This is a genomic window from Arthrobacter sp. NicSoilC5, from assembly GCF_019977395.1.
Lineage (GTDB): Bacteria > Actinomycetota > Actinomycetes > Actinomycetales > Micrococcaceae > Arthrobacter.
Window position 1 is genome coordinate 1,866,929 of record NZ_AP024660.1, and the last position, 13,968, is coordinate 1,880,896.

Annotated in this window: 14 protein-coding genes; 2 read left to right on the top strand and 12 right to left on the bottom strand. The window is 62.7% G+C overall.

The window, feature by feature from the left end:
- The first annotated feature begins 33 nt into the window (after positions 1–33).
- Positions 34–939, top strand: coding sequence for a phosphatase PAP2 family protein (locus LDO22_RS08730; protein WP_224026774.1), 906 nt, complete (start codon positions 34–36; stop codon positions 937–939).
- Positions 940–979: 40 nt separating this feature from the next.
- Here LDO22_RS08730 and LDO22_RS08735 read toward each other — a convergent pair whose 3' ends face one another.
- The 11 genes from LDO22_RS08735 to LDO22_RS08785 form a co-directional block, all read right to left on the bottom strand.
- Positions 980–1,306 carry a hypothetical protein gene (locus LDO22_RS08735; RefSeq protein ID WP_224026775.1) on the bottom strand — a complete coding sequence of 109 codons (327 nt, stop codon included), beginning with the start codon at positions 1,304–1,306 and terminating at the stop codon, positions 980–982.
- 125 nt (positions 1,307–1,431) lie between these two features.
- The gene (locus tag LDO22_RS08740; protein ID WP_224026776.1) at positions 1,432–1,953 is read right to left on the bottom strand and encodes a GtrA family protein; all 522 of its coding nucleotides are present in this window, start codon (positions 1,951–1,953) and stop codon (positions 1,432–1,434) included.
- Entirely contained in the window at positions 1,950–3,566 is a 1,617-nt protein-coding gene (locus tag LDO22_RS08745) for a glycosyltransferase family 39 protein (RefSeq protein ID WP_224026777.1), read from the bottom strand. The genes LDO22_RS08740 and LDO22_RS08745 overlap by 4 nt, the downstream gene beginning before the upstream one ends.
- 65 nt (positions 3,567–3,631) lie before the next feature.
- On the bottom strand, positions 3,632–4,912 hold the full coding sequence (locus LDO22_RS08750) for a glycosyltransferase family 2 protein (RefSeq protein ID WP_224026778.1): 1,281 nt from the start codon (positions 4,910–4,912) through the stop codon (positions 3,632–3,634).
- A gap of 813 nt (positions 4,913–5,725) precedes the next feature.
- Complete coding sequence (locus tag LDO22_RS08755; protein ID WP_224027202.1) at positions 5,726–8,209, bottom strand: galactose oxidase early set domain-containing protein; 2,484 nt, start codon at positions 8,207–8,209, stop codon at positions 5,726–5,728.
- A gap of 744 nt (positions 8,210–8,953) precedes the next feature.
- The gene (locus LDO22_RS08760) at positions 8,954–9,355 is read right to left on the bottom strand and encodes a VOC family protein (RefSeq protein WP_224026779.1); all 402 of its coding nucleotides are present in this window, start codon (positions 9,353–9,355) and stop codon (positions 8,954–8,956) included.
- 250 nt (positions 9,356–9,605) lie between these two features.
- Positions 9,606–10,094, bottom strand: a complete 489-nt coding sequence (locus tag LDO22_RS08765) for a hypothetical protein (protein ID WP_224026780.1) — start codon at positions 10,092–10,094, stop codon at positions 9,606–9,608.
- Positions 10,095–10,739 (bottom strand): signal peptidase I, encoded by a 645-nt coding sequence (locus LDO22_RS08770; RefSeq protein WP_224026781.1) that lies wholly within the window; start codon positions 10,737–10,739, stop codon positions 10,095–10,097.
- Complete coding sequence (locus tag LDO22_RS08775; protein ID WP_224026782.1) at positions 10,729–11,340, bottom strand: hypothetical protein; 612 nt, start codon at positions 11,338–11,340, stop codon at positions 10,729–10,731. The genes LDO22_RS08770 and LDO22_RS08775 overlap by 11 nt, the downstream gene beginning before the upstream one ends.
- A 79-nt stretch (positions 11,341–11,419) precedes the next feature.
- Entirely contained in the window at positions 11,420–11,986 is a 567-nt protein-coding gene (locus LDO22_RS08780; protein ID WP_224026783.1) for an alternate-type signal peptide domain-containing protein, read from the bottom strand.
- Between the two features lie 191 nt (positions 11,987–12,177).
- Positions 12,178–12,783: a TetR/AcrR family transcriptional regulator gene (locus LDO22_RS08785; RefSeq protein WP_224026784.1), complete on the bottom strand. Its 606-nt coding sequence runs from the start codon at positions 12,781–12,783 to the stop codon at positions 12,178–12,180.
- 67 nt (positions 12,784–12,850) lie between these two features.
- Between LDO22_RS08785 and LDO22_RS08790 the strand changes: the two genes are divergently transcribed.
- The gene (locus tag LDO22_RS08790) at positions 12,851–13,213 is read left to right on the top strand and encodes a cytoplasmic protein (RefSeq protein WP_159636239.1); all 363 of its coding nucleotides are present in this window, start codon (positions 12,851–12,853) and stop codon (positions 13,211–13,213) included.
- Positions 13,214–13,228: 15 nt separating this feature from the next.
- Here LDO22_RS08790 and LDO22_RS08795 read toward each other — a convergent pair whose 3' ends face one another.
- Positions 13,229–13,888 (bottom strand): TetR/AcrR family transcriptional regulator, encoded by a 660-nt coding sequence (locus tag LDO22_RS08795; protein WP_224026785.1) that lies wholly within the window; start codon positions 13,886–13,888, stop codon positions 13,229–13,231.
- Between the last annotated feature and the right edge of the window lie 80 nt (positions 13,889–13,968).

The window sequence follows — 13,968 nt, forward strand, 5'->3', positions numbered from 1 at the left end:
GCCTTCCAGCTTTTTGTGTCACCCTTAATCGCGATGACTTCCTCACGGCAACTCTCCATCAGGACTCCGGCACGGCCTGCCCCGGGCTCGGCGTTCCTGTTTGTGCTGTCCACGGTGGCGTGCATTGCCGGGCTGGTTGCCACCTATTACTTCTTCGTCCAGACCACCACGGGCCAGTTCATCGATGAGTCCGCGCTGGTGGAAGCGGTGGAGATCCACGGGCCCGCGGGCAAGGCCGCCACCCAGTTCCTTGACTGGCTGCCCACCATCTCCCTTGTGATGGCCGCCGTCGTGGTCCTGTTTGTCACCGTGATCCGGCGGCACTGGGCGGAGGCCGGGATTGCCGTGGCCGCGTGCATTGGCGCGAACGTGGCGACCCAGGTGCTCAAGGACCTGCTGCCGCCGCGCCCGGACAAAGGCGTGCTGACCCTGGAACTGAACTCGTTGCCTTCCGGCCACACCACGCTGGCGGCGTCCGCTGCCGCCGCGGTGTTCCTCATGGCGTCCCCGCGCTGGCGACCCATGGCCGGCTTCGTTGGCGGCTCCTTCGCCATCGCGTCCGGGGTGTCCACCCTGATCAACCAGTGGCACCGGCCCGCGGACGTGGTGGCGGCGTTCCTGCTGGTGGGGGCCTTCATGATTCCGGCGGGCTGGCTGATCCTCCGGCGCGGGTCCTGGAACGAGTGGGACGGGTTCGGCGACCACCTCGGCTCGGCCCGGATCTGGCTCACGCTGCCGGTGCTGATCGGGCTGGGTTCGGCCGGGGTTGCGGTGTATTCACTCATCCGGATTGCGCCCAGCCCGTGGCAGGAAACCAGCACCACCAACTACTTCTGGGCCGGCATCTCGCTGATCGTCATCGCGGGATACCTGGCCACGGTGGCCACCACGTCGCTGTTCGCGTACGCCGCACGGCGGCAGGAAGCGCCCGGGCGGTAAACCCCTCACGCGGACGCTTCCTCCCCCACCGGTCCACTTCTCAGGTGCCCGCCCCGGGGTCGGTGGTGTCCAGCTGCGCACTGTCACGGCCGATGCTTTCCTGCATGGCGGCGGCGAGTTCCAGTTCGTCCAGGTAACGTGCGGCGGGCTGCCCCGTGGCCTGGGCCAGGCGGTCCAGCGTGGCCAGGTGCTGGCGTGCCAGCTCGATGGCCAGCTGCTCAACGATGCTGGGTCCGTTGCGCACCACGAGGTCGCTGAGGTAGGCCTGGAGGCGGCCCGCAGGAATGCCCTGGCTCCGGGCATCCGCGGCGACGAGCCGGGTGAGGGCAGCCGCGGCAAGCGCGGGTTTATCGCTGAAAAGTTCCATGTCGCCCCCTAGTGGCAAAACAGGCTCGGATGGGAAGCGCCCGCATGCGTGGCAACAATGTAGCGGTTCCGCGCACGGCCCGTAAGGGTCGTAGGGGTCAAAGCTGCTGGCGGGGATGTGCTTTTTCATTCCGCGCTCTTGTCCTTCCCTGCCCCGAAAATCGAAAGGCCAGGGGCAATTCGTCTCCGAGGCGATCGAAAGCCCTGGATGTCAGCCGTCGTGCCTCCAGATTCGATCACTGATGCCTTGGCGTAGACCAGCTTTTGATGGAATGCGTACCGCAGAAAGAACGACGCCGCCAGAGCCAGTCCCTGGGCAACGGGGCTGGCGATATGGGTCAGTTCGACCAGGCACCACAGGAAGGGCGTCCGGATGAACGACTCGGTGGTGTTGAACGTGAACGAGTGGAGGAACCGGTGACTGACCGGGTGCTGCCGCGCCGCGCCATCATTGAAAACGTACCGCTCCTGCATGACGAAGTTGGAGATGATGGTTATTTCGCTGGCAGCAATCGCAGCTCCCACATATTCCATGCCCAGATCCACCAGGGCCAGCATGATGAGCAGGTTCATCACTGCCCCCACCGCGCCAATGAGCGCGAACTTTGCCATGGGGGTCGAAGGGAAAAGGCGGGCTGTGACACTCATTGGCCCTCCCCTGCAGGTACAGGCGGAGGCGGGGTGCCCGGCTGGCCGTCATTTTCAGGTCCGACCTGCACCTGACGGATGTGCCAGGGCCCAAAGGATGCGACGATTCGTGAGTGGTCAAGAGCCTTGCCTGCATTCGTCAGGGCAAGGTTGCGGATATTGCGGGCTGTCGGAGGTCCCTCAACGATCCATTGGATCGCCCGCCATCCTTCAGGGTGATGAACCTCGAACGCGGAGTCAAGGTCCATCTTCTCCAGTGCGATCACTTTCCAGGGATCGTGCCTTCCGTCCCCGTTGATGTCCTGCCACATCGAGTAGGGGACCAAGGCCGTATCTTCCTTGGGCAGGTTGTTCCTGGACCACTCCATGGCGTTCTGCCAGTCGGCGTTGGTGTTGCTGACCAGGAGTGTCCTGTTCATGGCCATCCATTGTGGCAGCAGCAAAACCGTTGTGACGGCCAGCATGGCTCCCCCGGTAATGCCTAGGGCTGCAATGCGGGTACCCATTCCAGGATTCCGGATGCCCTGGGTGTGCCTGCCAAGCGGGACGGCCGGAAAGAGCAGCAACACGCCACGCCAGGTTAGGTCGGCAGCGACCGCGATCGCCATCACCAGGAAGGGAATAGCAGCAATAACGTACATGGCCGGGAGATAACCGCGACCGATGATCACAGGGAGCGAAAACAAGGCCAGCGCGGCAGGGATCCACCTCGTTTCCCGCCGGAGCAGGCAGACGAGTGCCGCCATAATGCCTGCGACAAGGAGATATTTATCGTAGTAGACCCAGCCCATTACCAGCTCTGTGCGTCCTGAATGGCCGTCAAAAAGGCTCCCGGAACCGGGCCGGGAGATGAACTGGTAAGCGAAGGCGTCCTGTAGCGAGACGTGCCCCGGTCCGGCGACCAGCTCACCTTGGAGCAGCGCCAGCAACGGGTAGAACCCGAGTACCAGCCCACCTATGGACATGAATCCTACGAGCGAAAAGAGCCGCGTCTTCCAACTGGGGCGGTGCAGCAGGGCCAGCAACAGCGCGGGGCCGAAGATCGCCAGCGTTTCTTTTGACAGCACGGCGACTGCAAAACATACTCCAGCGCCGATATGGTGCCAAAGTTTCAACTGGGGTGACAGCATCAGGTAGAACGCGACCAAAAGCCATGGCACGCCGACGTTATCGATGAACACCTGGCGGCCCAGGACCAGGGAAAGGGGAGACAGACAGAAGAGCGCGGCCGCCGTTACAGCGAAGACTTGCCGGAGTTCAAGCCTCCGGGCGATGAGATAGACCAGCACTGTACTGGCGACAAAGAAGACGGCGACGACGTACCGCATCTGTCCCACGGCGCTCTGGCCTCCCTGCCCCAGAAGGGGAGGTATCCATGAGAGCAGCGAAAGTTGCACCCAACCCAGCGGCGGATGATCGTACCAGTAGGTGTAAGGGGCCAAACTGCCGTTAAGGACGGACAGCGCCTGGGCGGTGTACGTCCCTTCATCATCCTGGTATTCCGGGGCGTTGGTCAGGTTCCAGCCGGCGAGGACAGCCGCGGATAGGGCGACCAGAGTTGCCGCGCGTTGATCCGGGCTCAGCCTGCGGACGAGGCCGGCGAATGTGGACACAACCCACCCCGGCGATGCGACGGCTCGACCAGGGACAGCGCTTTTTCCGGGCGCGAGAAGAGTATTCATGAGCGGGCCGCCACGTAATCCAGGTGTGCTCCGGAGTGCATGGTTTTTTCCCATCTAAAGTCACTGCGCCGGAACTTGATAAGCGCCCGAAGCGCGGAAAAGGCAAGCAGTATCTGATAGAAAGGCGTCGCAAGGACCAAACGCATGTAGTCATAGACCCTGATGTGGAAGCGGTGGTCCTGCCCGAACTCCCTCAGCATGCAGATGTCGAAAGCCACCGTGGCCATGGCCGGGACCAGGGGCGCAAAGGTCAGAAGGGTGACAGGCAGCGGGAATTTTCCTACCAGGGCTGTGACGATCGAGACCGGCAGGCATAATCCGGTGAACGCCATGAAGTGCTGCTGCATGAGGGTCCACCACGCCATGCATCTCTGCCTCAGGATCGGCAAAGTCCTCCAATCCCCTTTGGCATAGACCTGCATGAAGCCCAGGGACCACCGTGTCCGCTGCTTGACCAGTGCCCGGATCGAATCGGGGGTTTCCTCTTTCGTGACCAGGCGCGGGGAATAGGCAATCACTATTTTTCGGTGCAGAACCGAAAGCCGGACACCCAGATCGCAGTCCTCAGCCAAGCAACGGGAATCCCAGCCATTGATTGCACTGAGCACCTCGCGACGCACGAAGACGGTGTTCCCGCCCAAAGGAATGAAGCCCTGCTTTGCATATGCGTGCAGCCTGGAGCGGAACCACATGAAGTACTCCAGGCAGTTCCGGAGTGAGTACCAGGTGTCCCGGTAGTTAACCAGTTGCACTGCGCCCTGGACGACGTCGGCGCCCTTTGCCCGGAAACAGCTGTCCACGTGCAGCAGAAGGTCAGGCGCTGCTATGGACTCGGCGTCGAATATTCCTACGACGTCGTTGTGACACATGGCAAGGGCTGTGTTCAACTGCTGGGGCTTGCTCTTGACCTGCCCCGAGTCCACACTGACCCGGACCCTTCCGGGACGCTCCGCGGCCAGCTTGCGGGCAGTCTTTACCGTATCCGGGTCATCATGTCCCACGGAGATGATCACTTCAAAGTTGGGGTACTCCTGGCTGCATAAATGTTCAAGGGTGGAGGCCATGACACGTTCGCTCTCGTGCCGGCAGGGCACGATGAGTGAGAAGGACAGCGCAGGCGCGGGCAGAAGCTCTGTGTAGGAAGTGGAATCCTGGGTCAGGGGGTCCCACCACGCGTGGGTACTCATATACACGGTGGATAGCGCTATGACGAACAGCGCAAGGGACATGAAAGCAATGGAGAACTCAACAGCGAAATATATGGCGTTCGAGAACATAGTGGACCTGTCCGTGTGGCAGTGAGCGGCGCGCTTGAAGGCAGCAACGCCTGAGGGCATGCGGCAGCCAACTAGGGTTCGGGCGGCCGCGTTTATAGGAGGCGCAGGAAGGAAGACGCCGGCGTCAGTCGCCGGGTCCGCAGGCCTTTCCGTCGCCATTGGTATCCAGGTGTTGGGGGTCGATTCCCCGCTGGCGCACTGCTACACCATTCTGGAAGTAATGACGGAGCTCGGTGCAGGACCACCTGTGCTCCATTCCGGCGGTGTTGGCGCCGGCGTTCCTCATGTCTTGGAGATGCTGGGCGAGGCTCGGTGGTACGGCCGGCACGCACTGGCCGTTCTCGCCGTATTCCTTCAGGCAGCCGCCGGCATTTTGGGCTCCGCGTTCAAAAACCTGGGAAGGAAGGACCGGTCCCCGGGCAACTGGAGGGGGCCCCTGCGGCGCGGGGCGGGGGCCGGCACCCGCCGGAGCATGTTCTTTGCTGGCTACTTCCTTGAGGGAAGTTTGCGGGCGATTGGCAGGATCGGCGGGATCCTCAGGCCCGGGAAGTGCCGGTGTTGCAGTCGCTGCGGCTGCGCCTGCGGAAGGCAAGGGTGTAGCCGGTTGGGAACCCGCGGGGATCGGCACGGCTTCCTGCGCACTGGCGAGCGCGGCACTTGAGTGTGCCGCATGCAGGCCGGATAGATTCGATACCGTTTCAGGGGCTGTTGCCGAATGGTAGGAGAGGGCTGCCAATCCGGCCAGGCCGAGGGAAATAATGCCCGCGCGTGCCGTCCGGGCAAAACTCCGGCTGCGTGGCTGTGTCTGATGGTTCACGATATCCACACCCATTTCGCAATGCTTGGAAGGTTGTTGGCGTCCAACACGGTCAGCATGTACGGGCCGGGAGGAAGCATGTTGGGGTTGTTGGGGATGGTGGCGTTGACTGTGCCGCCGCTGATGGTCATGGGCAGATCTACCAGGCGGGCGTTGGTGTCCGTTTGATGCGTCGCGGACATCGGTGACATCAGTTGGGCAGCTTTTATGGTCCCCGTTGTCTGCAGGCTGATCTGCTGACCGTAGGTAGCAGAACCGGGGGCGGCTGTGACTGTGGGTCGTGTGCCGTTGAACATATACGGCGGGGAGTAGACGGAAATCCTGAAGTCGAAAGAGTTATCCAGTGGGTTCGTGCCCAGAACTGCTACGCGCCCGTCCGGGAGGAGGATGGCGGAAGAGTGGTAATTGCGGCCTACAGGATCCGGACCAATACTCAGCCAACTGTTGGTGGAAGGCTGGTATATGGCTGCAGTCAGGACGTTGTCAGAACGGTTGTGCTGCGCCCCATCGGCAGCAAGCACTGTACGGTCAGGCAGGTTCAGCACATTTACGTACGCCTTGCCGGGACCGGGCAAGTCGGGCCCGGGAACATAGACGGGGTTGGCCTGTTTCAGGTCGATGATGTCCACAAGGCTGATTGCGTCGGCGTTGGTCTCGGTATTGCCCCCGCCAACGATCATCACCCGTTGATCCTGTGCCGGGCCGACCAGAACAGATCCGGCCTGGTCGCGCAGGTCTTTCTGCCTCAGGCCAGAGACATCCCATATCTGGGCAGACTTCCAGTCATAAAGGGAGGCACCAGTACCGGGCAGGCCGTTGCCGAACGTGTGTGCCCCCGCATAGAACATACGGCCATCAGAAAGCAGATACATGTGCGGGTACGTTCCCCAGAAACTCCAGGTCTGCGGCACGTTTCCAGAAGGCAGCCAACTCATGCTGGAGCTCTGGAACATCTCCGTCAGGACAGTGCCTTCAGCGTTCTCGTTCAGGCCACCGGCCGACCAGATATCACCGTTGCCGAGCTTTGTCATTGTCGGGTACCAGTGCGCCCCGGCCATGTCCGCCAACTGGTGGAAGTTGTTGTCCTTGGGATCAAAGTAATAGCTCGCCTTGGACCCTTTGAAGGTGGTGGGACCTGAGTCGGCGGTCGGGAACGCTGCCGTACCGCCGCCGATGAGAACTTTTCCGTCGCGAAGGGTGACATGGCCGGCGCAGAACATGTCATAAGGAACCGGGACATCGGTGAAGGTTCCTGCGGTGGGGTCCCATACCGAAGCTTTGAAGGTGCCTGCCGCAAAGGCCGCTCCATCATTGCCTGAGCCGGCGATGAGCAGGAGCCTCCCGTCGCTGAGGAGCGTCGAATGTATCGACCTCAGCGGCATCGGTGCATTGAGGACCTGCCACGACCCTATTTGCGCCGGCGTACCCGTAGGAGGCGGTGGCTGGGTGCTTGCGGCTTCCTTCATTGAGTAGTTGGTGGTGGTCAGCGTGCCGTTCGCGGAAACGGACAACCCAAAGGACAGGGCATCTACGCCGTCAGGAATAGCAGGTGTGGTAGCTGAGGCAACGGCCCACGCGTCGGTAGCCGCCGGTTGGGCCAGATCAGTCCAGTAGCCCCACCCGGCCGCCGTGTGGCTGAACACGGTGACAGAGTTTTTGGCCGAGCTGGACTTGTAATCAATGGAGATGGTGTACTTCGAACCCGCTTTCACGGCCGGGGCGCACCCCGGAGTTTCAGCCTCGAGGAGTTTGGCGTCACCGTTGGAGTAATTGGAAACGGTCATTGCATAGGAGCGTGCTCCGGCGGGTGCAGTGGCTGGAACGTCTGCGGTAAGGGACCCCGTCACCGTCCGGGTGCCCCACCCTGCGGAGATGAAGCAGTCAGGCACTGGGCTTCCGGTGGTCAGGTTCCCATTCACCACCAACTCTCCCGTCGGAGGGGGCGCAGGTGTGGTGGTTGCAAACAGCGAGTAATCATCTGTTGTCAGACTTCCCGAGGCAGCAATGGAGAGTCCAAAGGAGATCTGGTCTGTCCCCGCCGGGATGGCCGGTGTAGCGGCTTTCGCTTCCGCCCAGGTGCCGGAAGCCGGCACTGATCCAAGATCGCCCCAGTAAGACCACCCGCTCGATGTGTGGCGGAAGGTGGTGATGGCAACACTGACGGTTGACTGGTACCAAACCCCCAGGTTGTAGACCTGGCCTGGGGTGACCGCAGGAGCGCAGCCACTCGACTCCTTCTGCAGTGCCTTTCGGTCCCCCGAGGCATAGGACGTCACTGTGACGGTCAGTGAACGTCCCCCCACGCGCCCAGGCGTGAAAGTCCATGTGCCCGGCGTGCCATAGCCGGAGGCCTGGAAACAATCAGGAAAGTTCGTGCCGGTCTCCAGTGACGGGTTCTGCACGAGATTAGGCCCGGTACTGTCGGCAGCCACCACGGGATCTGATGCCGGGAGGGCGAAGATGGTCAGCACGCATGCCATGAAGATCGCTGCGACTGATCGCAACCAGGGACGCAGTCCAATCTCTCCGCCGCTTGAACCAGGCGGAACTTGCGGGAGAAGGAGGCGGCGCAGTTTGGGCGCCGGCGAAGTTTGCCTCTTCACGGTGTACCTGCTTTTGAAAGGAAGGAGATGATTCGCAACCAGGTTTGGAAGTACGGTCCAAGCTAGGCCAGCGTTTCGCACCGGCAATGGGGAAGGCACAGAGGCATGTGGGTTTCCGCGTCACCCCTGCGGATCCTGCGGTCTTCGCGGAGGCGCCACCAGGGCCGGGATGTGGAAAGAACCACCCGAAACCCTGAAATCATGGGGTCTTCGACCCATCTTGGAGGAATTTTCTACTCACGCCGGTGGTGCGTTATCGGTCTGTAACCTTACTAATAACCACCCAAATCTGCGGATTATGTGTGGACACTGCGGTTGACCGGCCTGAGAGAATATGCCGTTCGAACGGCTTGATGGTTTCTTGAGCTTACGGGGAGCTCTAACTTGAGAGTGGGTCGGCATAGTGGAACTGCGGGCGAACCCGTTGAGTATCTCGGATTTTCCGCCTGTGTTGCGGACATCAAACTCCTGGCGGCGTCTTGAAGTGGGCGCCGCCAGGGATTTTCCTCAAGATACTTTTAATTTGCGGAGTTAGCAGCCGGGGAACCGCAATTGCGGCTTTTCCCGCCCAAAACGCTCCTTCGACTGACGGGCAGAGCGCCTTGCTTGCTCATCCACTGCTTAGTGATCCTTTTTGGTAACGATTTCGGGATCGAGGCGCTTCCGCAGGAGGCAGAATTCGTTTCCTTCGGGGTCCTGCAGGACGTGCCACTGTTCGTCCCCGGTCTGCCCCACGTCGGCCGGCCGGGCACCAAGGGCCAGCAGCCGTTCCAGTTCGGCGTCCTGGTCCCGGTCCACCGGGTTGACGTCGATGTGCAGGGGAAGCCGCCCCACCCGCGGGTTGCTGCTGGCGCTCAAGATGATCGTGGGCTGCAGGCCGCCGAACCCGGCGTTAGCCGGCCCGATCTCAATCATCCCGTCCTCCCTGTCCAGCTCGACATAACCAAGGACGTCACTCCAGAACCGCGCAAGCAGTTCCGGGTCGTCGCAGTTCAGGACCAGTTCACTGATTCGGCATGACATGGTGCCAGTGTACGGATCGCCTCACGCCACCGGCCGTACGGACACGAGGGAAGGCACAACGGCGGCACACACCTTCCGCTGGCCCCCGGCCCGACGTCCGTCCCCGGCGCACCCGGTCCCCTCGACGCGGAGATGCATCCGCGACCCGCACCCTCCCCAAACACGCAAAATGCCAGCTCGGCAGGAGACGGTGCCACTGCATGGGGGGATGCAGCGGCACCTTCTTCCGCCGAACTGGCGGGTGGAAAGCTCAGGCACAGTAGATCTTCTTGTTTCCCGTGCCGATCTCCAGGCTCACCTTCACGTATGCGGTGGCCTGGGCACCGCCTGCGAACGTGGCCACGATTCTGACAGTCGCCGGGGTGGTGGTGATTTGGGTGAAGATCGCGGAGTCTCCAAAGAGCGATACGTTCCCGGAAGTACCGAACGGGCCAGCCAGGTCCGAAGTTGCCCCGTAGACCCCGTTGGTCCCGGCTGCCGAGAAGGTGAGTTTCGTTGGAGCCTCGGAGAATCCCGAGTAGGCCAGGGATACGTACTTGTTCGCGTTGTCTACGTTGCTGCAGACGGGGGTGTTGAACACGGGTGGCGGCCAGGTTCCGGAGGCAGTAACCGTCATCGTCGCCGTCGCGCCCTGTTGCCAGAGTGCCGACGCCGAGGCGCCGCCAACACCCAGCAGCACCGTGAGCACGAAGGCCCCGACGGCGGGCGCCGCGCCTGGGAGGTCCCGGAACCGTGCCATTTACCCAGCCTCGGCAGTCGGGGTACCGCGCTTGCGGGTCTTGCGGACGGACTTGTAGACCGTGATGGCTCCGTAGCCGATGAGGGCGACGGCGGCGATGACGGTCCACGTCCCCCGGTCGGAGTTCCCCAGGAAGTTGGCCACGAAACCCACGTACGGGACGGCATAGAACAGCTTGCCTTTGACTTGGATGGCACGAACCGGATTGGGATCGTTGGCGCCGTTGTTGTCACCCCTGGTAATCAGCGTCTTCTCGCCCTGTTGGGTGGAACCGAAGCCCACAATCCGGTGTGTTTCCACGTCCGGCCGGCCCGAGTACAGCTGGAACGTGATGACGTCGCCGTACTTGAGCTCTTCAAACGGCACCGGCTTCATCACCATGAAGGTGCCTGGCGGATACTTCTGCGCCATGGACTTGGTGAGGATCGTGTAGGTCTGCGAACCCGTCGCCACCGGCACCACAATCAGGACCAGGGCGGCGAACAGCGCCACCAGCATGGCGGCCATGCTCAAGAAGCGTCCGACGGCGGCCCAGACGGCTTTGCGTTTGCTTCCTCTTGCTGGCGTGGTTGCCGCAGTCCCGGTCCACTGCTTTGAGGGTTCGGCTGCGCCGCCAAGCAGGCGTTCGGTCAGGTCAGCAGCCACTGGGTACCCCGCAGAGCTGACGTGCGGTGAGCGTGGTTTGGATTGTCACTGCTTGTCCTTTCACTGTTGATGGGGTGCCGGACATGAGGCTGACCTGGAAACAGAAGAGGGTTGACCCTGCCTTGGCGACTGTGGGCGAGACGAGACCGGCCGCACCAATCGCCGTGTAGCCGGTGGCGGTGCTGCATTCGGTGGGTGACGCTGCCACCTTTGCGTTGACGATGATGTAGGCGGCAAGGGCTCCCCCGTTGAGGTTCGCCACGCTCGGTTGGCTTGCGGTGATGGCGGCGTTGAATTGGCCGCCGGCATTGGTGTTGTTGGTGACCACCACGCCGCCGTAAACCGATGTGCCCGGCCCCAAGGTTCCCGCGGGAGACAAGGTCAGGTTTGCCGAGGTCTTCCCGTCCGCAAGCGTCATGTTGGTCGTCGCACCTGTGTTGACCGCCTGGAGGGCCATATCGAACGATGCGGACGTGATGGTCCCCGGGGAGGCCGACGCCGCCGCACTCCACAGTGCATAGGTTCCCTGCACCGTGAACAGGCCCAGGACCACTGCCAGGGCGGTCAGTGCCGCCGCCTGCAGCCTGCGCTTGGTGCGCATGGTCCCTCCTGGTTATGGTCCTGTCGCCTAATCATTCAGGCGGGTGGTGGCTTTTCACCGGCCACCCGCCTGCATGGGACTACGGCTGGGGGGTGGGGTCAGCCAGTCCGGGGGCCGACACGACCTGGGTCAGCGTGTAGCTAACATCTCCCAGGTTGTAGCTGGTGTTGACATCGTTTCGATCCGAGGTGGTCGCCTTGAATTCGAAGGTCGTAGTAGCCGTGACAGTCCTGGTTGAGGTTCCGCTGATGGCTGTCAGGGGATTTGCGACAGCCGCACCCCCGACTTTGAGGGCAGGACCGGTAATTGTCACATTGGCCGGGGTGAAGTTGTTAGCGGCATTAGCACCGCTGACCACAATGTTTGCGGCCATCTTGTCACCGATGAGCGTCACCGTCAGGTCCTGCGTGTAAGTCAGTTTGTCGCCCGGAACCACACGGTAGGCACCGATGTTGTTGATAACGTTGCCCGTACGATCAGTCCATTGTCCAGTGCTTGCTTTGACGTTCAAGTCGCCGGAGCTGATCGTCCCGGGAGCCGCGGCGTCGGCCGCGTTCCAGTTGGCCAGGGTTCCGCCGCCGCCCAGCAGCAGTGCTGCGCCCACGGCGATGGCAGCGGTGCCCTTGATCAGAGTGCTGTTCTTCATGATGTGTCCCCTCAGACTTGGTTGGCGTGCGGTGGTCTAACTGAGGACCACTTTGCCGGGCCAACCTCAGGAAGCGAGGAGGGAAAACGTCAACAAAGGCTCAAGGTATTTGAAAGTTCAACCGAGGTCTGACCTGCGCTTCTATCGCAAATGGCCATCTTGGCACCTCGCCTTCCGGGGCACCGCGGCAGCTACTGTTGCCGGCCCATCTCGGCGTCAAGAATGTCCAGGGCGTTGGCACGCATGGCACTGAACGCCTGGTCCGGCCGGAGACCCGCCACATCCCGCAGCCAGACGTAGGGTTCAATTCCGGCAACCGCACGGAGCCGCACGGCAAGGGCGGCGATGTCGATCCCGGATCCGGCGGCTTCCAGCGGAGACAGGGCGTCGCGGTACCAGCCCACAGCGCGGCCTCCGCGAAGAGTGGGTCGGGCGGTCCCCGGGGTAAGGGACAGCCGCAGCGATGCCCGCAACTGCGGTTCCCAGGCCCGGATGAACTCGAAGTGCGCGTCCAGGGTGCGCACCAGGCGGGCACGGACGTCCGACGGCGGCTCCTCGCCAAGCAGCGACGCCAACCCAGTCTCTGGGAGGGCCGCGTGCAGGAGGGCTTCCTTGTCCGGGAAGTACCGGTAGGCAGTCGTCCGCGAAATCCCGGCGATGGCGGCGACTTCGGCAACCGACGGATCCTGCCCGTCCTTCAAGAGGTCCCGGAGCGAGGACACCAGTTCTTCCCGGGTGCGCGACTTCTGCCGGGTCCTGCCGGTCTCCAGATATTTTTCATTGTGGCGTACGGACACAGGACTTATGATACAGACGTACCGTTATGGTATGGATGTCCCACAAAAAACTCACCTAGGGGTTCCCGTGGCCGATCCCATTGCAGTGAATCCGCAGCACTACCGACTCGTCTTCGAAAACGACCGGGTCCGCGTCCTCGAGTACAGCGACGGTCCTGGAGACACCACCGGCACCCATTCCCACCCGGACAGCGTGATGGTCACACTCAGTTCCTTCGCCCGCCGCCTCCGGTCAGGGGACCGTGAAGCGGACGTCGAGCTGCAGGCGGGGCAGGCACGCTGGCTGGACGCGCAGGAACATTCTGGCACGAACACCGGCTCTTCCCCGACCCACTGCCTCTTTATCGAACTGAAGGAACCCCGTCGGGAGAACCCAGGCGTGGATGAGCAGGCCGCCCACACAGGCCGCCTTGGTCCTGCTGAATCCTAGTCGTCGGGCAGCCCCCTAGGACCGGTCCCCTGCCAGCAGCAGCCTGCACCAGGCATCGGCCAGCCACTCAGCGAACTGCCGGGGACCCCACCCCCGCTGGTCCACCAGGAGCACCCAGTACTCGGGCCCGTTCATGCTCCAGACCGCATCGGCGAGTTCGGCCGCGGGGCGGTCCGTTCGCAACTCCCCGGTGGCGGCGAGGTCCCTAACAAACAGCCGCATGTTTGCGGCACGGCGGTCGGAAATCTCGGTCCACAGCGCAGCGCAGTCGGGATCAGTGCCGGCGGCGTCGCGCAGCGCCAAATAGACCGGCGCCAGGCGGGGCTGGATGCCGGCCAGCGCGTGGGCGTAGATCGAGATTTTCTCGGACGCTGCCTTCGCCTCCCGCAGGCGGACCACGTAGTCCCGTTGTTCAGCGGGCACGGCCTGGCCGGTGCCCGAGATGGCCGCTTCCACCACCTCCCGCAGCAGGTCCGGCTTCCGACCGATGGTCGCATAGATGGTGTCGACGGCGACTCCGGCCCTCCGCGCAATGCCCGCCACCGTAGTGGCCCGGTACCCCTCCCCCACGAAGAGCTCGCGGGCGGCGGCCAGCACGGCGTCGCGGGTGGCGGCCGCCTGCTCCTTCCGCAAGGGCGAGTGGTAGCGGCGTGCGGGGGCATTGACTTCACTCATCGCCGGGCCTAGCCTTAATTAGTCCGAATACTATTCGGATGAATTGTAGCAGGAAGCCCCGGACAGCAACGTACGGCGTC